General features: G+C 49.3%; 19 protein-coding genes. 9 read left to right on the top strand and 10 right to left on the bottom strand.

Annotation, left to right across the window (positions count from 1 at the left end; translation table 11 throughout):
• Positions 1–5 precede the first annotated feature (5 nt).
• The 3 genes from NATSA_RS00495 to NATSA_RS00505 form a co-directional block, all read right to left on the bottom strand.
• Positions 6–1,226 (bottom strand): ABC transporter permease, encoded by a 1,221-nt coding sequence (locus tag NATSA_RS00495; RefSeq protein ID WP_210509366.1) that lies wholly within the window; start codon positions 1,224–1,226, stop codon positions 6–8.
• A gap of 128 nt (positions 1,227–1,354) precedes the next feature.
• Positions 1,355–2,452 carry an efflux RND transporter periplasmic adaptor subunit gene (locus tag NATSA_RS00500; protein WP_210509367.1) on the bottom strand — a complete coding sequence of 366 codons (1,098 nt, stop codon included), beginning with the start codon at positions 2,450–2,452 and terminating at the stop codon, positions 1,355–1,357.
• Between the two features lie 234 nt (positions 2,453–2,686).
• Positions 2,687–2,917, bottom strand: coding sequence for a hypothetical protein (locus NATSA_RS00505; protein ID WP_210509368.1), 231 nt, complete (start codon positions 2,915–2,917; stop codon positions 2,687–2,689).
• Between the two features lie 12 nt (positions 2,918–2,929).
• Between NATSA_RS00505 and NATSA_RS00510 the strand changes: the two genes are divergently transcribed.
• The 3 genes from NATSA_RS00510 (at position 2,930) to NATSA_RS00520 (ending at position 8,492) form a co-directional block, all read left to right on the top strand.
• A complete protein-coding gene (locus tag NATSA_RS00510; RefSeq protein ID WP_210509369.1) occupies positions 2,930–4,471 on the top strand; it encodes a M16 family metallopeptidase in 1,542 nt (513 codons plus the stop codon).
• 26 nt (positions 4,472–4,497) lie between these two features.
• A complete protein-coding gene (locus tag NATSA_RS00515) occupies positions 4,498–6,564 on the top strand; it encodes a M16 family metallopeptidase (protein ID WP_210509370.1) in 2,067 nt (688 codons plus the stop codon).
• 416 nt (positions 6,565–6,980) lie between these two features.
• Positions 6,981–8,492: a KamA family radical SAM protein gene (locus NATSA_RS00520; protein WP_210509371.1), complete on the top strand. Its 1,512-nt coding sequence runs from the start codon at positions 6,981–6,983 to the stop codon at positions 8,490–8,492.
• A gap of 81 nt (positions 8,493–8,573) precedes the next feature.
• Here NATSA_RS00520 and NATSA_RS00525 read toward each other — a convergent pair whose 3' ends face one another.
• A complete protein-coding gene (locus tag NATSA_RS00525) occupies positions 8,574–9,869 on the bottom strand; it encodes a dihydroorotase (protein ID WP_246481538.1) in 1,296 nt (431 codons plus the stop codon).
• An 80-nt stretch (positions 9,870–9,949) separates the two neighbouring features.
• Between NATSA_RS00525 and xseA the strand changes: the two genes are divergently transcribed.
• Positions 9,950–11,233 carry an exodeoxyribonuclease VII large subunit gene (xseA, locus tag NATSA_RS00530; protein WP_210509372.1) on the top strand — a complete coding sequence of 428 codons (1,284 nt, stop codon included), beginning with the start codon at positions 9,950–9,952 and terminating at the stop codon, positions 11,231–11,233.
• 5 nt (positions 11,234–11,238) lie between these two features.
• On the opposite strand, the gene NATSA_RS00535 is transcribed toward xseA, so the two are convergent.
• From NATSA_RS00535 to NATSA_RS00555, 5 genes are all read right to left on the bottom strand, one after another.
• Positions 11,239–12,510: a hemolysin family protein gene (locus tag NATSA_RS00535; RefSeq protein WP_210509373.1), complete on the bottom strand. Its 1,272-nt coding sequence runs from the start codon at positions 12,508–12,510 to the stop codon at positions 11,239–11,241.
• 126 nt (positions 12,511–12,636) lie between these two features.
• Positions 12,637–13,422: an enoyl-CoA hydratase/isomerase family protein gene (locus tag NATSA_RS00540; RefSeq protein WP_210509374.1), complete on the bottom strand. Its 786-nt coding sequence runs from the start codon at positions 13,420–13,422 to the stop codon at positions 12,637–12,639.
• On the bottom strand, positions 13,349–14,251 hold the full coding sequence (locus NATSA_RS00545; protein ID WP_210509375.1) for a hypothetical protein: 903 nt from the start codon (positions 14,249–14,251) through the stop codon (positions 13,349–13,351). Before NATSA_RS00545 ends, NATSA_RS00540 begins: the two co-directional genes overlap by 74 nt.
• Before the next feature lie 45 nt (positions 14,252–14,296).
• A complete protein-coding gene (locus tag NATSA_RS00550) occupies positions 14,297–15,067 on the bottom strand; it encodes a PspA/IM30 family protein (protein WP_210509376.1) in 771 nt (256 codons plus the stop codon).
• A 45-nt stretch (positions 15,068–15,112) separates the two neighbouring features.
• Positions 15,113–16,450, bottom strand: a complete 1,338-nt coding sequence (locus NATSA_RS00555; RefSeq protein ID WP_210509377.1) for a thymidine phosphorylase — start codon at positions 16,448–16,450, stop codon at positions 15,113–15,115.
• Between the two features lie 250 nt (positions 16,451–16,700).
• Here NATSA_RS00555 and NATSA_RS00560 point away from each other — a divergent pair, with 250 nt between their 5' ends.
• The 4 genes from NATSA_RS00560 (at position 16,701) to NATSA_RS00575 (ending at position 20,571) form a co-directional block, all read left to right on the top strand.
• A complete protein-coding gene (locus NATSA_RS00560; RefSeq protein ID WP_210509378.1) occupies positions 16,701–17,459 on the top strand; it encodes a hypothetical protein in 759 nt (252 codons plus the stop codon).
• 15 nt (positions 17,460–17,474) lie between these two features.
• A complete protein-coding gene (locus NATSA_RS00565) occupies positions 17,475–18,602 on the top strand; it encodes an NAD(P)-dependent oxidoreductase (protein WP_210509379.1) in 1,128 nt (375 codons plus the stop codon).
• A 74-nt stretch (positions 18,603–18,676) separates the two neighbouring features.
• Entirely contained in the window at positions 18,677–19,927 is a 1,251-nt protein-coding gene (locus tag NATSA_RS00570; RefSeq protein ID WP_210509380.1) for a hypothetical protein, read from the top strand.
• Positions 19,924–20,571 (top strand): ATP-binding cassette domain-containing protein, encoded by a 648-nt coding sequence (locus tag NATSA_RS00575; protein ID WP_210509381.1) that lies wholly within the window; start codon positions 19,924–19,926, stop codon positions 20,569–20,571. Before NATSA_RS00570 ends, NATSA_RS00575 begins: the two co-directional genes overlap by 4 nt.
• Before the next feature lie 79 nt (positions 20,572–20,650).
• Here the strand turns inward: NATSA_RS00575 and NATSA_RS00580 are convergent, their stop codons facing one another.
• Positions 20,651–21,442 carry a TatD family hydrolase gene (locus NATSA_RS00580; RefSeq protein ID WP_210509382.1) on the bottom strand — a complete coding sequence of 264 codons (792 nt, stop codon included), beginning with the start codon at positions 21,440–21,442 and terminating at the stop codon, positions 20,651–20,653.
• Positions 21,443–21,948: 506 nt separating this feature from the next.
• Between NATSA_RS00580 and recA the strand changes: the two genes are divergently transcribed.
• Entirely contained in the window at positions 21,949–23,046 is a 1,098-nt protein-coding gene (gene recA / locus NATSA_RS00585; RefSeq protein WP_210509383.1) for a recombinase RecA, read from the top strand.
• Positions 23,047–23,050 lie beyond the last annotated feature (4 nt).

The following is a 23,050-nucleotide window of genomic DNA, read 5'->3' on the forward strand; positions in this document are numbered from 1 at the left end:
TTCTCTTATTTAAGACATTCAATTACATTCAGGCGTGAGGCGCGGAAAGCCGGCATCCAGCCTGCCGCAAGACCGATGACGGTCAGCACGGCGAAAGCAACCAGTCCGACTCCGGGAGTGAACTGGGGTGTACCCACAAACTCCTTGATCGGGATAAACTGCATGGCCCCGACAATGCCCCATCCGATCAGATAGCCTGCCAGTGCCCCGATTCCGATCAGCAAAAATGTTTCGCCGAAAAAGTGTGAGAGGATGGAGCTGCGTCTGGCACCTACCGACCGTCGTATTCCGATTTCCTTCATGCGTTCCTGGACGGCAACAAACATGATGTTGGCCACTCCGATGCCGCCGACAGCAAGTGTCACAAACCCGATAACTCCCATGAATATGTTGAATCCGAGAAAAAAGTAGGTGATAAAAGACCAGAATTCACCGGTATCCCATATGAGGATGGAGTCCGTGTCTTCGGGGTCAAACCGGTGGCGGTGTGCCATGTGTTTCTCAATGGCGTTTTTAACATGTGTACTGTACCTGGGATCCTCAACCTGAAGCACGATATTGTTGAGGATATCCGTACCGAAAAGAGTGGAAAAGGTGGTCATCGGAATAAAAGCCCGGTCTTGATCACGCTGGTTATACGATGAGTTCTGAGATTTTGGCTGCATCACCCCGATTACCGTGAAGGGCGTGTGATTCACATAAACCTTCTGACCAATGGCATCTTCATCGTCAAAAAGCAGCTCCTTGAGCTTGTCACCGAGAAAAATAACCCTGCGCTGTTCCCGGAGATCACGATCATTGATCCATCGGCCGCCTTCCTGTGCAAATATATTCCGCATTTTTCCGTAATTCTCAGGTATACCGGTCAGGTGCGGTGAGTTGCGCCGGTCACCGCGGCGGAGCTCGGATGCAGATGTCGTATATTCCGGGGCGATTTCCGATATCTGCGGAATATTCTGCTTGAGGCTCCAGGCATCACTTTCGCGAAAGCGAATCTGCCTGCCGATACCGTACCCCTGATATGGTTTGGTTGTCTGTGAACCGAAGACAAGCATGATTTCATCACCCATGCCCCGCATGTTGAGCGTCATCTGATCGCGGAAACCCATTCCGAATGCCAGAAGAATGATCAAAGTCGCCGTACCCCAGACAATTCCGAACAGCGTCATGAATGTCCTGAGACGCTGATTTTTTATCATCTGGAAAAAGTCCTTGAAAAAACTCATGTTAACGGGATATTGGTATTATTGTGAACTGAAACCGTGGTAATGTGAATGACATACTTTTCTCCTGCAATGTATCCGTGACCGAATTCCGGCATTACTGCATCGTACCCGATCCGGGCCTTGCTGCATCATTTTGAAGCCAGATTGCGAACCGGTTTCTCAAGTACGGTTTCACCCTCTTCAAGCCCTTCTATGACTTCGACATTGATGGCATCACTGAGACCAACCCTGATCTCTCTTTCTTCACGGCCACCCTCTCCCCGGCCCGGAACATACACCGTGGTTTTGTCGTCGTTGTAAGTCACAATCCGTTCCGGAACAGTCAGCACATCTTCTCTGTGATCAATGATCACATTGGCATTAGCCGAATAACCGGCTCGCAAATTGTATCCGCCAGGATCTGTTATCCTGATTTCCACCGGAAAGACGGTGCTGTTATCACGTTTTACCGCCTTAAGTGAAATTTTTGAAAGCTCACCTTTGACTTTGGCATCCGGAAGGGCACCGATACGGATATCTGCGGCCATGCCTTCCTCCATCTTGCCGACGTCAATTTCATCAACGGTACCTTTGAAGATCAGATCCTCCATACAGGCAAGGCTCATTAACACGGTACCGGCCTGATAGGATGTCAGAGGCACAATGGGATCCCCGATGTCAACCGATTTTTCAAGAATGAAGCCATTTGCAGGTGCTTTGATCACACTTTCGATGAGTGTTTCGCCGATCATGATGCGTCCGGATTCCAGAAGTTCAAGACGCTCCCTGTTGAGCTGCAGATCGATTTCGGCATCACGTTTGCGCTGCTGGAGCTCCTGATAGTCGTGATCAGACACCATGTCTCTTTCCCGGAGCTTTTCGGTGCGGAACATTTCCCGCTGAAGATTTTCCAGGGCGTTTTCCGACCGCTCAACATTTCGCTTGGCTTCGGCAAGTTCAAGCGGGGTCGGATCAGGGCGAATTTCCAAAAGCGGATCACCTTCGCGGACATAATCACCGGCTTCGGCGTAAACCCTGTTCACCACACCGGAAATCTTTGATTTTATTTCGATTTCATTCCGGGGCTCAATCTGCCCGACAGCAAGGGCGTGTGATGTCAGACTGCCCTTTTCCACCTTAAGGCTGTTGTCCGGTTGTTCGTTTTTGCTGCTGTCTCCTGAGAAAACCCAGGCTGCTATTCCTGCAGCTGCGACAATGATGGCTATTGATATTAAGAAGCGTTTCATCTGTTTAAGATTTTAGATTCATATGGTCAGATGTAATTCCATGACCGTTTTTAATCATGCTCATGTGTGTCCGGATTTCAGCCGGTCATGATCATTTCATGTGTTTAATTGTTTGGATTTTGTCGTCGGATGAACCGAAGGTCACGAAGTGAAGTACAATGACCGCATTCAATTTTACCCCTGCAAGTGCGGGTTCAGGTACGGTCAGAGTGTCAATCTCTTTTACCTGACATGCTATACGCCACCACGATGCAGATGGTTGCTGATTTTTTTTCCGGGAAATTTCTGCACCGGCCCCGCACTGCACATGCCCGGCAGCATCCCTCTGTAAACAGCCCCAAAAGCCCGTTTTGAGGCGAGCACAAAATGGATAATCATTTTATTTATCAGGTAATAGGCAGAAATTGATATATTCTCTGAATCTTCCGTCGGCCTTTTACGTAAAGCTATTAATTTCTCACCCAAACCATCCCTAACATGACGCATTCATCTTTTTTATCTGTGAAGCTGAAAGCGGCCGGACTGATGCTATCCGTATTTTTCTTTGCGGTATCATTTGCACCGACGCTTCATGCTCAAAGCATCGAAAACATCGAACAGAACGTAACCGAGTTTACCCTGGACAACGGTCTCCATTTCATCATCATCGAAAGAGATGTTGCACCGGTTGCCAGTTTTGTAACCCATGTAGGCGTGGGATCGGTTAATGAACAAATTGGCCAGACGGGCCTCAGCCACGTTTTTGAACACATGGCTTTCAAGGGCTCTACCACCATCGGAACCACAAACTGGGAGGAGGAGAAGGTCATTATTGATCAAATGGATGATGCCTACCTTGCCTGGCTGAAGGAGTCGCGCAGTTCCAGCCCGGATGAAGAAAAACTCTCAGAACTTTGGGACCGGTTCGAAAAGCTTCAGGAAAAAGCCGGTGAATTTGTGGTAAACAATGAATTCAGCCAGATTGTCGAGCGTGAAGGAGCATCCGGCCTGAACGCATTTGTATCTGCCGATGAAACAGCGTTCTTTTACAGTCTGCCCGAAAACAAGGCCGAACTTTGGTTTGCGCTTGAGGCAGACCGGTTCATGAATCCGGTAATGCGTGAATATTACATTGAAAAGGATGTCATAATGGAGGAGCGCCGTGACCGTGTCGACAATTCTCCGTTCGGGAGGTTGATTGAAGAGTTGATATCCACCGCTTATTCCGCTTTTCCCTACAAGCATCACCCCATCGGATGGCCGTCTGATATTGAGGCTGTAACCATTCAGGACGCCCTGGACTTTTATGAAAAGCATTACGTCCCAGCAAATATGACCATTTCCATAGCAGGAGATGTTGACCCCGACCGCATGAAAACATATGCCGAGAGGTATTTCGGAGACATGCCATCAGCCGAATCTCCTCCGAAAGTGATGACTATTGAGCCTGAGCAGCGCGGTGAGCGCCGCTTTGTCATGGAAGAAGACGGTCAGCCCGTTTTAATGATCGGCTATCACAGTGTTGACATGAATCATCCTGATGCCGTTGCAATAGATCTTCTCAGCGGTGTGCTGTTCGAAGGGCGCACGTCCAGACTCTATCGCCGGATGGTCACCGAGGAACAGAAGGCATTGCAGATCGGTGGCTTAAACGGCTTTCCGGGCAGTCTGTATCCCGGGCTGTTTCTGATCTATGCTGTGCCCAATCAGGGTGTTGAACTGGCTGAGATCGAGGAGGCTGTGTATGAAGAGCTGGACCGGATAAGGGAAGGAGACATATCCGAGCGCGAAATAGAAAGAGTCAGAACCAACGCACGTGCCTCAGCCATTCGAGGTCTGGCCTCCAATCAGGGAATGGCTCTTAATTTTGCCCAGGCACATGCGAAACGGGGAACCTGGCAGTCCATTTTTACTGATCTCGATGAAATGGAGAAAGTTACGCCGGAAGACCTGCAGCGTGTGGTTGACACCTATTTCGTCAAGCAAATGCGCACCGTAGGCACAATTCAAACCCGTGATTCCGAAACGGCATCCCGTTAACCGAAACCAGCAACCGGATTGTTACAATGAAAAAACTGAACTTACTTTTTATCACTCTGATATTTGCAGTTGCCTGCGGAAATACGGGTGAAACGCTTCAAAGGCCGCATGAACACCTTGATTTTCCGGAACTGAAAGAGTTCAACATACCTGAGGTAGAACGCTTCACTTACAATGGCATCGAGTTTTTCCTGCTTCAGGATGATGAGCTTCCGCTGGTGAATGTACGGGTCATTGTTAACGGCGGATCCTGGATGGATCCCACCGACAAGGTAGGCAGAGCCTCGCTTACCGGCACCGTTCTGCGATCAGGCGGCTCGGAACAGTATCCCGAAGAAGAGCTTAATGAACTGCTGGAAAACCGGGCTGCAAGCATGGAAAGCAGCTTTGGTCTGGCAACCGGATCAGCCCGGATGGATGTTCTTCAGGAAGACTTCCATGAATTGCTGCCTGTGTTCACTGACTGGCTCAACAACCCGCTTTTGCCGGAAGAACGCCTGGATCTGGCCAAAACCCAGCAGCAAACAGCGATTTCGCGTCGAAATGAAGAAGGCTCAAATGTCGCCTCCAGGGAGTTTCGCAAGCTGATTTACGGGCCGGAGTCTGTTTACGCCCGGATTATCGAATATGAGACGCTTGCCAATATCACACGTGAAGACATTGTCTCCTTTCATGCGGAAACTTACCAGGGAAGCAATATGATGGTAGGCGTCATCGGGGATTTTGATCCGGAAGCGGTGCGGGAGCAGCTGAAAGAGGCTTTTGGCGTATTTGAGGAGGGAACTCCGGTAGATATGGATATGCCTGAAGTGGATTACGAATTTGAAGACGGCTATTACTTTGCCCACAAAGGCGATATGAATCAATCACAGATCCGGATGGGGCATATCGGCGGGTACCGCGACAACCCGGATTATGCCGCATTGCAGGTAATGAACCAGATTCTCAGCGGAGGATTTTCCGGCCGGCTCATGCAGAGGGTTCGTACCGAACAGGGTCTTGCTTACGGTGTGTATGGCAATTATTCAAGCAATGTTCGTTATCCCGGGGTCTTTTTTGCCGGGCTCAGTACTGCCGCGGAATCTACGAAAAAAGCAATGGAAGCCACAATGGAGCAGATCAGACTTCTTCAGGAAGAAAAAGTTTCCGAAGCAGAACTTGAGGAAACCAAAGACCGCATATTCAACAGGATCATCTTCCGGTATGACAGCTATGCCCGAATTCTCAACGAGCAGATGCAAAACTACAACCTCGGACTGCCTGAAGATGCCTTTGAACAGTACATCGAAGAAGTGCGGGAAGTAACGGTAGAGGATATCCATCGTGTTGCGAATGAGTATCTGCAGCCCGAAAACATGAAAGTGCTTATTGTGGGTAACCGCGATCTGATTGACGATCAGCTTGAAGAGATAGGCGATATCACCGAAGTTGATATAACCATTCCACGTCCTGCAGCGGAAAGAGCTGCTGTGGAAGGTGATGCTGAAGCCGGAGCTATGTGGCTTGAGAAAATGGCCTCTTCCATCCTCGATGACAGACCGGAATTCGAAGCCATCGTCATGGAGGGAAGTCAGTACATACAGACCCCGCAGGGAGAAATGGCTGTTGAAATTACTTCCCGGACACAATTCCCGGCAAACATGAACCTGCAGATATCAACTCCGATGGGAAGTCAGGAAATAGACATCTCGGGGGGCAGCGGCGTTGTACGTATGGGCGGACAGGAGCAGCGGCTTCCGGAGTCCGCTGTAGAATCCATGATGGATGACCTGAAAAGGAATCCGCTGAATCTGGCCATGAACGCTGCACAGCTTGAAGCCTTGCTTATCGATTCCGGTGAAAATGAAGACCTTCTCACCCTTTACATTGCCGGTGATTATGATGTTACACTGCACATTGACCCTGAGCTTGAGCTTCCTGTAAAAATGGAATACAGCAGATTTGATCCTGACCAGGGAAGAAATGTTGATGTGACGTTAACTCTTGATAACTGGACACTTAAAGATGGTGTCCGGGTCGCTTATGACCAAAAAAGCCATGCAGACGGTGAGGTTCAAAGCCGTACCGAATACACGGATCACACTATCGAGTGAAAACTATCCATAAATTTGTATATTGCATGTCTGATTCAAATGTCCGGGCCTGATTTGCCCGGACATTACGGACATTAATTCAATATATACAATAAAGAGAGGTCCTGGGCAGTTTTACACGGACCGGTTGCAAAAATAAAAACTTTTACTAACTTGTAGGATATAACAGCAATTATATGCCCAGTTAAAACAGGCATATAGGCGGATTGATGCAACACTCCGCACAGCGTCAGCCTGCGGCAGCATTGAAAAGGACGATGCCGCCAAGTACCGATTATTACATTGGACGAACATTATCAGGCGACATACCAGAACTCTTGACAGGGTGAATTGTCTGATTGCAGCAGTGCCGCGAAACATTTGTTGGATCAGTGGCTCAAACCCTGTTTTTTTACTAACAGAAAAAGGAGGTCGCATTGACATACTTCGATTTCAAACCAAACGAAACATTCTTCATTGATGGGAAAGCACCAAAGCTTAAAACATATAATCTCAGAAATTTTGAGAAAATACCGCAGGTGCAGAGTCTTCCCGAAGAAATTCGATTTGCTATTGAAGTAGTTGGTAACGTATTACCCTTCAAAGTAAACAATTACGTTATCAATGAGCTGATCAACTGGGACAATATCCCTGAAGACCCCATGTTCCAGCTTACATTCCCGCAGAAAACAATGCTGAAGTCCCACCATTTTGACCAAATGGCCGAAGTATTGAAGAGCGGAGCTTCCAGGGAAGAAATTACAAAAACCGCCAACGAAATCCGGATGCAGCTCAATCCCCATCCGGCCGGTCAGAAAGACGAAAATACACCCCAGCTTGGATGTGAAACGCTTTCCGGAATGCAGCACAAATATCAGGAAACTGCTCTGTTTTTCCCCAGTCAGGGACAAACCTGCCACTCTTACTGTACATTTTGCTTCCGGTGGCCTCAGTTTGTAGGGATCGACGAACTGAAGTTTGCCATGAAGGAGGCAGAACTACTGGTCGCCTATCTGAAAGAGCATCCCGAAGTTACTGATGTTCTGTTTACCGGCGGCGACCCCATGATCATGAAGCCCAGGGTACTTGCCTCCTACATTGAACCACTCATAGAGGCCGACCTGCCCAATCTGAGGAACATCCGCATCGGAACCAAAGGACTGGCATACTGGCCGTACAAGTTTGTAACTGACAAGGATTCCGGCGAAATGCTGGATCTTTTCCGCAAGGTCACAGACTCAGGGCTTCATCTGGCACTCATGGGGCACTATTCCCACCCTGTCGAGATGAGTACCGATATACACAAGGAGGCTGTCCGCAGGGTCCGTTCTACCGGTGCACAAATCCGCACCCAGTCCCCCCTGCTGCGTCATATCAATGACAGTTCCGACGTATGGGCTGAGATGTGGCGAGAACAGGTCAAACAGGGCATGATTCCCTATTATATGTTCGTCGTCAGGGATACGGGCGCCCGCCATCACTTCGACATTCCTCTTGAAGAAGCATGGAACATATTCCGCGGTGCTTTCAATCAGGTAAGCGGAATAGCCAGAACGGTACGGGGACCGAGCATGTCTGCCGGACCCGGAAAAGTTCACGTTCTTGGTGTCAGTGAAATTAACGGCGAAAAAGTGTTTACACTGCAGTTCCTTCAGGGACGCAATCCCGAATGGACCGGCAGGCCGTTTTTCGCCGAATACAATCCGGATGCTGTCTGGCTTAATGACCTCAAGCCGGCATTTGGTCAGGACAAGTTCTTCTTTGAGGAAGAAACCGAACAAATTGAATTTGATGAGCAGTATTCCGGAAAATTCAATGATTCCGGTAACGGCTACCGCAATGGCAACGGTACCAACGGCAACGGCAGTAATGGCCATTCAAACGGAAGTAACGGTCACCGGAACCGGGACATGGACTCATTCATACGTCAGATAAATGACAGAAAATGAGAAAGACCATTCATGAGTCCCCGGAAATGGTACATTCCTGACATAAGGGAATGTAACGCCGGAAAAAATACAACTGTAAAATCAACGGCCGGTTTCCACAAACTGGCCGTTGTTGTATACAGCCAGGGGACGCCCCGACATTGTCCGGCCAAGGTAAGGGGTATTCCTGGAGCGTGACCGGACGGCATCGGTGTCGTACAGCCATTCCCCATCCGTATCAAATATCGTAATATTGGCCTGCTCTCCCACCGCAACAGTTGGCACCGGAATGTTTAATATGGATCTGGGATGCAGTGTCAGCTTTGCAATAACTTCCGGCAGTTTCATTCTTCCGGAATGCAGCAGTTTTCTGCAGATAACACTCCATGCCGTTTCCAGCCCGATAATGCCGTTGGGTGCATAGATGAACTCCACTTCTTTCTCGTCTACGGAATGGGGGGCATGATCCGTGCAGACAGCATCAATGGTTCCGTCAGCAAGCCCGTCAATGATTGCCTCCACATCGCTGTCAGTCCGCAAAGGAGGATGCATTTTCCAGTTGGTATCAAAATCCGTGCGTTCTATTTCCTCATCCGTCAAATCGAAATGATGCGGACAAGCTTCGGTGGTGATTTTTATTCCCCTGCTTTTGGCCTCGCGGACCAGTGATACCGCCTTTTCAGTACTGATGTGGGCCACATGCACATGTCCGCCGGTCAGTTCCGCCAGCAATACATCCCGCGCGATCATGATCTCTTCGGCTATGGAAGGCGTGCCGGCCAGACCGAGCCGGGTTGAAACCCTACCCTCATGCATATGTCCGGGACGTGATAACGGCAGGTCTTCCTCATGATTTATAGTTGGCACACCGAGCATGGCTGAATATTCCAGTGCTGTCCGCATCAGTCGGCTGTCCTGTACCGGATCGCCGTCATCACTGAATGCAACAGCGCCGCCTTCAACCATATCAGCCATTTCCGTAATCGAGGTGCCCTTCCGGTTTTTGGATACACACCCGACAGGATGCACGTCCACCGGCAAGCCTGCGGCCTGTTTTAAAATAAAATTCACCACATCCCTGGTATGGATGGGCGGATTGGTATTCGGCATGCAGGCAACAGCCGTAAAACCTCCGGCTGCAGCGGCATCGCATCCGGTAGCAACGGTTTCCTTGTGCTCAAAACCCGGCTCGCGTAAATGGACATGCATATCCATCCAGCCGGGTGATACATACGCTCCGGAAGCATCATAAACCTGCTCATTACGGCCGGGCGTCAGCCCGGTAGCGATTTCCGTGATGATGCCGTTGTTTATCCTGATATCTGCCGTTGCCCCGGCTTCTTCCCGGTGGTCTACCGGACGAACGTTTTTTATCAGCAAATCCTTTGTTGAACTCATGCGCACTGGTTATTATGATTTTTGAGTCACTAAATATAACTTATTAGCCATTCGGCTGAAAACAAGCTTTTCAAAATTTCATGACGGACCTGTTCAATCAACCCAAAGAAGACCCGGTTCATATTCTGAGTGTCTCGGAGCTCACCGGTGAACTCAAAATGATGATCGAAGATCACTTCGACTGGATCAATGTCCGTGGAGAAGTGAGTCAGCCTAAAACCAGCCGGAACGGTCATCTTTACTTCACACTCAAGGATGACACAGCTCAGCTTCCTTGTGTGATGTGGCGGTCAAAGCGCCAGTCGCAGGACTACCTGCCTGAACACGGCGATGAAATTGTGGCTGCCGGTCCGTTGCAGGTTTATGCACCTCACGGGCGGTATCAGATGATTGTTCAGTCGCTGCGCCCGGCCGGACTTGGAGCACTTCAACAGGCTTTTGAACAGCTGAAGAAAAAACTTCAGGATGAAGGACTGTTCGACGAAAACCGCAAGAAGCCCATCCCGCGATTTCCTGAAGTCATAGGAATTGTCACCTCTGCAACGGGAGCGGCTTTCCAGGATATGAAAAACACGCTGGAAAAACGGTATCCGCTTTGTGAGATTCGGCTTTTTCATGCTTCGGTGCAGGGATCTCAGGCTGCTCCCGAAATAAGCGATGCCATCCGTTTTTTTTCCGGTCAGGATGATATTGAACTGCTGATTATTGGCCGGGGCGGTGGTTCGCTGGAAGATCTGTGGGCATTTAATGAGGAAATCGTGGCCAGGGCTATAGCCGAATGCCGCATTCCCGTCATCAGTGCCGTAGGACACGAAACTGATTTCAGCATATCAGATTTTGTTGCCGATGCGCGTGCAGCCACGCCTACCCAGGCCATCATAATGGCCGTTCCGGATCAAAACGATCTGAAAATGAAGATTGAAGACCTGCAAATGACACTTGAAATGCGTGTAAAGCAGCTTCTGGAAAAGCACAAGGAGACCGTTTCACGCTTCCTTGACAACTATGCGCTTCACAAAGTGAGGCAGCGGATCGCCAGAAACAAGGAACAGTTAGAATGGAAAAAACAACAGGCAGGACAGCTTTTGCGTATTCAGATACGAAACAGGCATGAAGAAATCCGGCGATTATCCGATGCCGTTCAAAACTCTGTGAGTACGCTGTTGCTGCAAAAAAAATCACGCTGGAATGAGCTGCATCAAAAAGTCTTAGCTGCTGACCCCAATAAACCGCTGAAAAAAGGTTACACAAGGATACGCCAGCAGGGAGCCTGGATCCGCTCCTCGCACAACTTCAGGTCAGACGCAGGCTTTGAAATAGAATGGAGTGACAAAACCACTCCTATTGATCGTGCGAAAAAATAACCAGGCTACATGACAGTCATTCTGACCGTCTCAATGCGGGACTGCCGCGCCTTGCTGATAATAAACTTGTGGTTTCCGATGATAACCTCTTCATTCACGCGCGGAATCCGTCCGATTTCATTGATTATGTAACCAGCAACGGTTTCATAGTTATTATTGCGCTCCGGAAGGCCGGCGGACGGAAATTTTTCCGACAACTCCTGAAGAGGCACATCCCCACTTAAAATGAAGGTATCAGGAGATATTTTTTTCATTATGGTGTCTTCCATATCATATTCGTCCTGAATATCTCCAACAACTTCTTCCAGTAAATCCTCAGTGGTTACCAGCCCGGCGGTGCCGCCATATTCATCAATGACAATAGCCAGCGATATTTTAAGTCTCTGAAATTCGGAAAGAAGGTCTTTGGACTTCTGGCTTGACGGGATATGCTTTACCGGACGGATGATTTCGTTCAGGCTCTGCGGACTCTTGAACAGATCATAGGCAAAAACGACACCAATCACGTTATCAATGGACTGCTCATATACCGGTATTTTTGAAAAGCCGGATGATACAAACTTCTGAAGCACCTCCTGGAGCTCTGCATTTTTTTCCACTGCTATAATTTCAGTTCTGGGAATCATGGACTCCCTGACACGTTTGTTTGACAGCTGGAGTACATTGGTCAGAATTTCAGAGTCATCGCGATCGATATCCGATTCCTCACTGTCACCAACTTCCCTGAGAAGCATTTCGATATCCTGTCTTCGGAATACCTGTTCAGATGACTGCAGCTGCGGTACAAGAAGGCGTATCAGGCGTGAAGCAGCAGCATTGGCAACATGGATGAAAGGCAAAAAAAGCACATTCAGAGTTCTGTGGACAGGTGCAAGATAAAAAATAAATGCCTCTGAATTAATCCGGAATACCACTTTCGGAATTACCTCCCCGAAAATCATTATGAGAATAGAAGCGATAAACGTCTGGATGAGAAGAACGACGAAATCAGAGGGAAAAGCATCGAACAGGCTAAAGTAGATTGCTGAAACCGGTTGTACCAGAAACAGTGCCATCAGTGTGGCATAAATCACATTGACCACATTATTCCCGATCAAAGTGGTCGACAGAAATGCCTCGGGATCTTTGAGAAAATGTGTCAGCGCCCGGGATCGTATCGTTTTTTTACGGGCACGGATTTCAAGCTTGAGCCGGTTGGCCGATACAAAACCGATTTCTGAACCGGCAAAAAAACCGCTCAGAAGAATGAATATTAAAATGATCAACCATTCGCTCATAAGTAACCTCCTGATGTGCCGGTCTGGCAATACAAGCCGCGTTCAGGAGGAGGCTCCTGGTCTTTTTCAGATCTGTCCAATGGTGCGTTTGAAGTTTTAGTCCGGTTACCTTCTAAAGATACTGCTTTACTCATTACGAAACACAGGTTTTCGTTTTTCCAGAAATGCGGAAGTGCCTTCCCGAAAATCTTCTGTTCCGCACAGATATCCAAACAGCCGTGCTTCATCCTGAAACCCCTGGGCCCGGTTCGGATATGCAGCATGGACAGACTGAATTGCTTTTTTCAAAGCTATCGGGGCATTTTTTTTAATGGTACCCAGCCATTTTTTTGCTTCGTCCACAGCCCGGCCTTCATCCACCAGCCGGTTTACCAGACCGAACTCATATGCCCTTTGCGCATCAACAGGAGTGCCATCCAGAATCATTTCCAGTGCCCTTCCCTTTCCGATAAGCCGCGGAAGGCGCTGAGTTCCTCCATAGCCGGGAATGAGCCCGAGTCCAAGCTCCGGAAGGCCAAATTTTGCCGTCCCGGATGCGACCCTGAGATGACACGCCAGTGCAAGCTCACATCCGCCACCGAGTGCGTATCCCTCAACTGCGGCGATGACAGGTTTACCGGTCGACTCAATAATAGAAAAAACCACCTGTCCTTTTCGCGAGGCCCGCTCACCGCTTTTGACCTTCAGGTTTTTCAGTTCGTTGATATCCGCACCTGCAACAAATGCTTTGCTGCCAGCTCCGGAAATGACAACACCCCTGATATCGTCATCCTCCTGAATATGTTCAAACAATTCCCTGAATTCATCAAGGACCTTGTTGTCAAGTGCATTAAGCTTTTCAGGCCGGTTGACCGTAACGGTCGCGATCTGATCCGACGTTTCCACCAGCAACATTTCCGGCTGCAGATTCATTTTCAGCTCCAGATTCTTCGTTTAATTCATATTGATTCAGGATAGTATACGTCGGTGGGAGCTCATCTTCAATATCCTGAATAATAGCCGAAGTCTCTTCCAGCTCATCAATCAACCTGTCCAGATGCCCGCCAACTTCTTCCGGATGCGACATGGTGATTGATTTTTCATAGACATACCTCACAGCATCTTCCATCGTCTCCAGCTGTGACCGGCACACTTCAATTTTTTCTTTGCCGGCTTTGTACCGGTCCAGGCGTTTGTTAAGGATGTGCAAACGCTGTTTTTTTATCTCCAGAACTTTTCCCGACCGGATCGTTTCCATTGCTTTTTTTAACGTTCTGATCTCCAGGGTGATAGATTCTGCAGATGCATCCGCCAGATACTCCTCATATCGATCCAGTATCAATAAATGGCGAAGGTATTTTGACTGAAGTTCGTCGAGTCTGCCGGCAAGCTGCTGCGTGAGAGGGCGTGAGGAGGCCGGCATCAGCCGGAAATTCTCCCTGACCGTCGTGGTCAGCCTTCGAAGTGCAAGGAATTGTTTCTGCCTTTCCATGCAAAGTCTCTCAAAACAGGCTGCTTCACTGCTGTCCCGGTCATTCCGGCCCTCCTGGCTGCGAATGATATGACGCTGAAACCAGCCCTTGTTCGGAATCGTGCCCAGATAAAGCAGCTCCAGACCAATACCGGCGGTCAGTAAAACTACGGGAAGTCCCTGCACCCCGGAAAAAAAAAGTGCAAAGATTCCGACGGACAGTAAAAACCCAAGGTTTACCGGATGGAAGAACGCTTCGCGCACAAAGGATATGGAGCTGTGGGTATGCATCTTGATATGATTTGATTAGGTTGAAGGATGCAACTGTTTCCGGTGTTACCGGGACCGGCTGTTTCCGGAATGAACCGTCTGCCGGGATTTGAGATCATTTGCATCAGGATGAATCATCATGCTGTCTTTGCTGTCATTCTCCCGGAGTGACCTGTCTCCTTTCATTTTGCTTTTAAACTGATTCACAATCTCACCGGCCTTCATTTTTTCGGCATCAAACTCCAGCTCAAGAGACTTGCTGTCCACGCTGTCCAGAGCAAGCTCCATCCGGGCTTCATTTCTGGCAGTTTCTTCCTTGATCTTTGAAATCATTTCGTCATGGGTGGCATCCATTCCGCCAATCTCAAATTGCTCAAGGGTATCTGCAACACGGGCCTGCCATTGAGATCGTTCACTTTCGCGCATGGCATCCCTGGCCTCACGAATCTTGCGGTCTTTTTCTTTCATGAAGGTCTTTTTGACCTGCAACGCCTTGTCATAAGCCATCCGGGCGCTTTTAAGCTGCTCTCTGGACGTCGCAAGAGCTTCACGGGAGCGCTGAAGCTGAAGGGCGTAATTCTCTGCAATGTCATCCCGGTTCACCTTGATAGCGGACTGTATCCGGAGTGACAGATCGTGGTTGGCCTCTTCATAGCGCTTCACTTCCTTTTGAAGAAGCATGACATTGGCCTTGACCGTGGCAATGTTTTCATTCATCTGCGGGACCTGGTCGTTCAGCTCCCGGATATTCTGTTCCAGAATCCTTTTGGGATCCTCAAGGGCTCCTACCGCCCCGCCAAAAATGGATTTAATGGCTCGCACAAATCTTCTCCACATAACTTCTCCGGTTTGGTTCTCACATTGCCGGACAAGCCCGGGAGATCAGCTCCAGGGAGTGGTGCCTTCCTTTGTAACAGTATCTGTTATCAATGCAGGCACCTCAACACGGGAAGAACCTATACTTACAGCATCCTGCAGCATCTTCCGGACCATGTCCGTTTGTTCTTCCTTATTCGTGAAGCATCTGGCAATTGTTTCACCACGGCGTACATCTTCACCTATCTTTTTTTCCAGAATGATTCCCGACTGCGGATCAACAACATCTTCTTTTGATTTCCGGCCGGCTCCAAGCTCAACACCTGCCATGCCGATAGCATAGGCATCCATTGCCGTAATGAATCCGTCGGAAGCGGCATTTACGTCAAATTGACGGCGGGCTTGGGGATAATCGTCCGGCCGGTCAAGATATTCGGTCGAGCCATCCTGCTCTGTCACGATATCACGGAACTTTTGCATAGCCGTGCCATTCCGGACCGACTCCCTGCTTTTCTCTATTCCCTCTTCAACGGAACCCGCATTACCGCCGAGATATATCATGGTGCCGGCAAGCTGATGGGTAACCTGCAGCAAATCCTCCGGTCCTCCGCCATTGAGACATTCAATACTTTCATGGACTTCAAACCAGTTTCCCACCTTTTGTCCCAGGGGTTGTTCCATGCTGGTAAGGTACGCTATGGTACGTTTTCCGAACTCCTCTCCTATCGAAACCAGTTTCCTTGCCAGTTCAAGTGCCTGGTCCCTTGTCTTCATAAATGCGCCGGATCCGAATTTGACATCCAGAACGAGGGCATCTATCCCTTCGGCCAGTTTTTTGCTCATAATGCTTCCCGCGATCAGGGGGATGGACTCAACAGTAGCCGTAACATCTCTCAGGGCATACATGCGTTTATCGGCGGGGGCAATTTCTTCGGTTTGTCCGATCAGGACCAGTCCGTGCTTCTTCAGCACCTCAACATACCGGTCCAGATCAAGATTGACATTAAATCCGGGAATGGATTCCAGTTTGTCAAGCGTGCCGCCGGAATGTCCCAGTCCGCGTCCGGATATCATCGGAACCGGAACGCCGCAAGCCGCAACTATGGGAGCAAGAATCAGGGATGTTTTGTCCCCGACACCTCCGGTCGAGTGTTTGTCCACCTTGACACCCGGCACACTGCTTAAATCCATTACGGTACCGGAATGCAGCATTTCCCTGGTCAGCGCTGCAGCCTCCTCATCATTCAGGCCGTTGAGAAAACACGCCATCAGAAAGGCACTCATTTGATAGTCGGGCATGACATCCCGGCTGTATTGCTGGACAAGAAAACGAATTTCATCAGGCGCCAGCCCCTCTTTTTCACGCTTTTTCCTGATGAGTGAGACAATATTGTAGGATTTCATGGTTTTTCTGGTTTTACAGGAAGGAATATCTGAATATTATCGTTGACAAGGAGGAAACGGAAATATAACAAATGACAGACAAGGTCAAATAGCTTGCTTATGAAAAGCCATTCAATAATTTTAAAAAAATGATATCTTCTGACATTCTCAGTTTTAAAAAAGTACCGGACGGGCAGCAGACTTTTGCTGTATTACCGGTAATGACATGATCACACAGACCGGGTAAATCCCGGAATTCAATTTTCCTTATATGGAATTTTCACTCTTTCAGCTGTTAATTCTTCTTCTGTTGTTCTATCCGCTTATCCGCAGATTGCTTGGCGGTGGCTCAAAGCAGCAGCAAGAGGAAGAAGAAGCGCAAACGGGATATGATCCCTACTCACGGACCGGACAGCAATCCGAAGGCCGTTCGTCCCGTACTCAAGAAACATACCGTCAAAAACAGCAGGAAACCGGTGATCAGAGCTGGGAAGATTTTTTCGAAGGACTGGAAAAGGTATTAGCCGGAGAGGAACAGGAATCCCAAACCACAAGGTCACAAGGGCATAATCGACCGGATCGCCCTCAGGGCGGCGGAGTAAGAGATCAGCGTCGCACTACCGCCAGCACCGCAAGCAGCGATACCCGCCGAAGTCAAGGATCATCGCAGTCACAAAGACATCCGCTCGAAGGTCCCGTTTACGGTTCCTCAGGGTCCTCAGATTCCTCCGGGTCCTCAAGGTATTCTGAAAGCGAGAAACCCGGGTCCTCTGACCCTTTCAGTTATGATCAGTCGGATGAAGCCGGCATCGGAAAACAATCCGAACTGGTAGACCGTGAACTAACGGAAAGCGACAACCCGATTTATACCGGACTGGATGAAGTTACCGAAGTGACTGCCCTGGACTCACAGGGCACAAAAAAGGTCAAGAAAATATTGAAAGATCCGGAGCGGCTGCGCGATGGTATACTGCTGAAAGAAATACTGGGGCCTCCCAAATCACGGCGCCGTCACCACCACTCATTCTGAAATACGCAATTCTGCATGGTGATCCGTGTTCTGGCCGATCAATATCATTATCAGCTCAAGCAGCACCTGCACCCATCCGTCAAACTCGAGACTTATGATCCTGTTTCCGGATGGTCGGATGAACAGATCCGTCAGGCTGATGCCCTGATCGTCCGGACGGTCACGCCCGTAAACAGCCGGACGGTGCCATCATATCACCGGCTCAGATTCGTCGCTACTGCATCCGCCGGGCGAGATCATCTTGATGAGGAGTGGCTGCAGGAAAACAACATCCGGTTTACGGATGCCAAGGGATCCAATGCCCGCAGCGTGGCTGAGTATGTGGCAGTTAGCGTCCTGATCAGCCAACTTGTCCCGGAAGACGAGCGACGGCACCTCAGGGCCGGTATTGTAGGTGCCGGTTTCACCGGATCGGCAACTGCACAAATTCTCGATGCGCTGGGTTTCGACTGCGTTTTGTACGACCCCCCGCTTGAGGAGCGAACCCGTACCTTTCGCTCCGCCTCGCTTGATGACGTTCTTGATACGGATATCATCAGTTTCCATGTCCCGCTGAATAAAACCGGCCGGCATGCTACGCAGCACTGGTACGATTCCGGCAAGATCCGGGCATATCCGAAAAAACTGGTGATTAATGCATCGCGGGGCGGCGTTGTGGACGAGTCCTCCCTGCTGAAGGCCGTACACGAAGACCATATTGCAAACTATATATTAGATGTCTGGGAGCAGGAGCCGTTTTTTAATGACCAGGCTGCGCAAAACGCCCTGCTGGCAACACCTCACATCGCCGGATATTCACTGGAAGCCAAGCGCAATGCGACAATAAAGGTTTGCGACGATTTGCACTCGTTTTTCGGGATTGAAAATCCGGTCCGGCCGGAACCTGATATCCGGTTTATCAAGTACGATGATCCTGATGTATCTCTTGAGCAGGTTATACGTACCGTACACCCTGCAGGCATATATGACTCGGCGCTGCGAGACCTGATCGGTCTGGCTGATGACAAAAAAAGGTCATTATTCCATGACATCCGGCAACATACTCCGCTCAGAAATGAATTCAACCGTATCGCCCTTCCGGATCAGCTCGCCGACCGGTACCCAGCGCTTGAAAAGCTGGGGTTTTTACGTGCATCGAACTAATGACCGCATATGAGCTGATATCGCGCACACCCTCCCGGAATGCTGAACACTCCTGAAAAATATTGGAAAAACACGTGACAGACCGCATCATCCCTAAACGACATACATCCCCCGGCAGACGAATTACAGCTGTAGCTCCGGGCATAGTCTTGCTGCTGGCACTGTTCTGGCTGGGACATGATTTAAATATTGACGAGCGGATCGTTCTGTTTCGCTATTTATGCATGGCTTTTGCCGGAGCCATGGCCTTTATCACTCCCCATCTGCTCTTTCCGGACGGAGATAAAACGCTGATCCAGCAGCTTAATCTCTCTCCCCGTCACCTCTTGCTGCATCACGTGACGAAAGTCAAGGCTTTGTGGTTTTTTTCGATTGCCGCTGTCTTCATCATCGCTTTCGGCGACTCCTCGCAGCCAACAGGATCATTCCATGAAAAAACCCGCCTGCTGGGGATGGGGATTGTTGCCCTCAGCGCTGTCATGCTTTATGCTCTCTACTGCTTTGCCACCATCGGCGAAACATCCCAGCGCTGGAATGAAGGGAAAATCGGCAAACAGGTTTTTGACTCCATGGAAAAAGTGGGAAAAAGCACACCCGTCGCCGCAGGCATGTATCCGACATTCATAAGCACGATACTGGTTACCTTTTTCGGGATGATGTCGGTTGTTGTCTCAGCTTCCATACCTCAGGCACAACTGGCGGTAGTGCCCTTTGCCGCGCTTGCGGCGTATTCCGGTTTTCGGCTTGGCAGAGAAGCAAAAAGATACGACCGGCTCTACTATCAAAGTGACGCCTTTTACGATGAACTGTTTACCAATCCGTCAACCGGCACCAAAGAGTCCCGGGAACCTGCCGGTTATGATGCTGTTTACTGGGTTCCGGGCCGCTGGCGTCCGGCTGTCTGGAGCCAGATCATACAGCTGGACCGAAAGCGTCCCATGGGCAGAATCATCGCCCTTCTGAGCTTCACCTACTTTCTGCTGATTTACCTTGGAGTTCCGGAAAGCTGGCACTCAGGCTGGCTGATATTCTGGATTTTGTCTAAAAACATGCTGGCCTGGCCGGCATCACAAAAAGCGATGTCCCCGCCTCTGTTTCACTGGTGGATGATGCCTCCGCACGACTGGATTGCCGCAAGATTTTTCCTTCAGCTGCGCTGGACGTTTGTGCTGCTGCTGACAACCGCAGCCGCTGCACTGTTCTCCGGTGCAGTGACCTGGACCGCCGTCGGGATATGGATCATTCTGGATGTTTTCGTGTCCCTCCTGTCGGCCGTAGTACTTACCCGCATCAATGAATATGCCTTTAAAAAACGTTATGTATGAGTGACTTTCTGACCGTCAACAATCTGTCCAAACGCTATGGTACCGGTCCCATGGTGATATCGGGACTGAACCATCAGTTTTCAAAGGGGAAAGCAACCGGACTGATCGGAGCCAACGGATCGGGTAAAACCACCTTTCTGCGACTGGTTTCGGTTACCGCATTCCCGACCGAAGGCAATATTACATTCAAAGGCAGATCCATTTATGATGCTCCTCATGAATTTCTGAAGCATATTGGTATTGTTACCGATGCCACCGACCTGCCGGTTTACCTGAGTGCATCTGAACTGCTTGAATGGACATTGCGCGCCAGAAAAAAGTGGGACGACAACTCATCACAAAAAAGTATAGATAACCTGTTCGCCAGATTGAAATTTGATGAGCGCAGACACAACCTGATCGGGACGTATTCCAGCGGAATGCTTCAAAAAACCATGCTCGCCTGCAGTCTGATTACGGAGCCGGAGATTATCCTTCTGGATGAACCGTTTCGTGCCCTTGACGAGGGAAGCAAAAAGGCCTCCATCGAAATACTGGAAGAGTTCAAGGAAAACGGCGGAACCATCCTGGTGTCCAGTCACCTGAGGAGAAGCCTGGCCCGGATCTGTGACGATTATATCAACTTTCCGGTAACAAGCGGATAAGGTGCTCTCATGACGGGGTCACCGGCTTGCGGAAAGTCCGGTTTAAATGAATTCCTTTTCTATCCGGGGTCAGCCGGTATCAGCCGGCTTCATCCAACCGGAAGAGGGTTTGGGCATTATTTGTTGTAATCCGGTCGATGTCGTCAAATCCGGCATTTTTGACCCCGGCCAGTTTCCGGGCAGTGTAACGCATATAAGATGGTTCGTTTCTCTTGCCCCGCTTCGGCACAGGTGCAAGATAGGGTGCGTCGGTTTCGAGCAGAAGTTTATCGAGCGGCAGATCAGCAACCACTCTGTCAACTCCCGCGTTTTTGAAGGTTATCACTCCGCCGATTCCGAGATAAAGTCCTGAATCAAGTGCCCGGCGCCCCTCTTCGGGTGTGCCGTTAAAACAGTGCCAGACCCCGTACAGTCTGCCGTCCTGTTCATCCTCGATAATATCAAGCATGTCGGCCGTACTGTTTCTGTTGTGGATTACTACCGGTTTATTAAGCGCCTTTGCAACACTGCAGTGCTGGCGGAAACTCCGCCTCTGAGCTGACACATGTTCGTCAGACCAGTAATAGTCGAGCCCGGTCTCTCCAACGGCAATGATATCCGGTGATGCGGCTAACTTGTGCAGCTTATCCTCAAATCCGTCCTGACCGGCCAGTTTGCCCGACAGGCTCTTCCCCACATCGCAGGGATGGATGCCCGCCATTTTCCGGAATTCAATACGCGGATGGGAAAGTTCATCCATCCGGGCCAGAGAATCAAAATCTATGGCCGGCATGAGAATGGATTTGACTCCGCTTTCGGAAGCACGGTCCAGTACATCCTTCAGGTCGTCCCGGAATTGCGGCAGATAGATGTGGGAGTGTGTATCGATCATAATACTGCAGGTTTCGGAATTCTGAATGTGACTCTGAAATCCAAACAACGATTTCAATGCTGCCTATGATAATCAAAACTCATAAGCTCTGCCGGTTCGTTTTTTTGAAATATCAATAACAGGGATGATTTTTTTATATGTTTAAAATTTTCGATTCATAATGTCAGGTGAACCGAAGGTCACGAAGTGAAATACCAAAACAGTCTTAATCATATGTCTGTGTGTCAGAACTCAAGATCTGTCATGGGTATTACATGTAAGCGAACAGCTTTTGAGTCCTCGTGCAAATATGCCTGTTTGAGCTATGTTATGAAAAAAAAACGTAATGGGGATAAAAAGAACAAAAGGGCTGTTACTTTTTTTTGATATGTGACAAAACGGATTGTAAGTTTTTGCAGTGTTGGTTATCCAATTACTAAAATGATGTCATTCGTTTTTGTTTTTGGATTGCAAACAACTTATATTCAAACATATTTTACACATATACCTAACGGAGTCTCGTTACCATGGCTGATAATGAAAGATTAAAGGCGCTTGACCTGGCAGTTGGCCAGATTGAAAAACAACACGGCAAGGGTACCATTATGCGTTTGGGTGATCAGCCGGTTGTCAACATTCCATCAATCTCCACCGGATCCCTGTCAGTGGATCACGTCCTTGGGGTAGGCGGTATTCCACGTGGCAGAGTAACCGAAATATACGGTCCTGAATCCAGTGGAAAAACCACACTCGCCCTGCATGTAATTGCCGAAGCACAGCGTAAAGGCGGGCATGCTGCCATGATTGATGCCGAACATGCATTTGACCCGAAATACGGCAAAGCCCTGGGAATAAAAATAGACGAACTCCTGATATCTCAACCTGACAATGGTGAGCAGGCTTTGGAAATTGCAGAAACGCTCATCCGGTCTGCTGCCCTGGATGTTGTTGTCATTGATTCCGTGGCGGCTCTGGTCCCGAGAGCTGAACTTGACGGTGAAATGGGTGATTCACAGGTCGGGTTGCAGGCAAGACTCATGTCGCAGGCCTTGCGTAAACTCACCGGCGTGGTCAACAGAACACACACGGCAGTTATTTTCATCAATCAGCTGCGTGAAAAGATAGGAGTCATGTTCGGAAACCCGGAAACTACTACGGGTGGAAAAGCGCTGAAATTCTACTCTTCCGTGCGTATTGATATCCGGAGAATCGGAGCCATCAAAAGAGGCGAGGACGTTATAGGTAACAGGACCAAAGTGAAAGTGGTCAAAAACAAGGTTGCCCCTCCTTTCAAAACCTGTGAATTCAATATTATGTACGGCCAGGGCATATCGCGGATTGCAGAATTGCTGGATCTTGCCGTGCAGTTTGACATTGTACAAAAGAGAGGAAGCTGGTACCGGTATGACGGAGAGCCTATCGGGCAGGGTACCGACTCAGCCATTCAGTTTCTCCGGGAAGATGAGGCACTCTGCGATAAAATTGAGCAGATCGTTCGCCATAAACTGATGCCGGAGCAGTACCCCGACAATGGTGAGGACCCAAATAAGCCAAAAGAAAGTAAAGAAACCTCGTCTTCTGACAAGTCTGCTGCTAAATCCGGCTCTTCGGCGTCTGGTAAGTAATCAG

It is taken from the genome of Natronogracilivirga saccharolytica (genome assembly GCF_017921895.1).
GTDB classification, from domain to species: Bacteria; Bacteroidota; Rhodothermia; order Balneolales; family Natronogracilivirgulaceae; genus Natronogracilivirga; species Natronogracilivirga saccharolytica.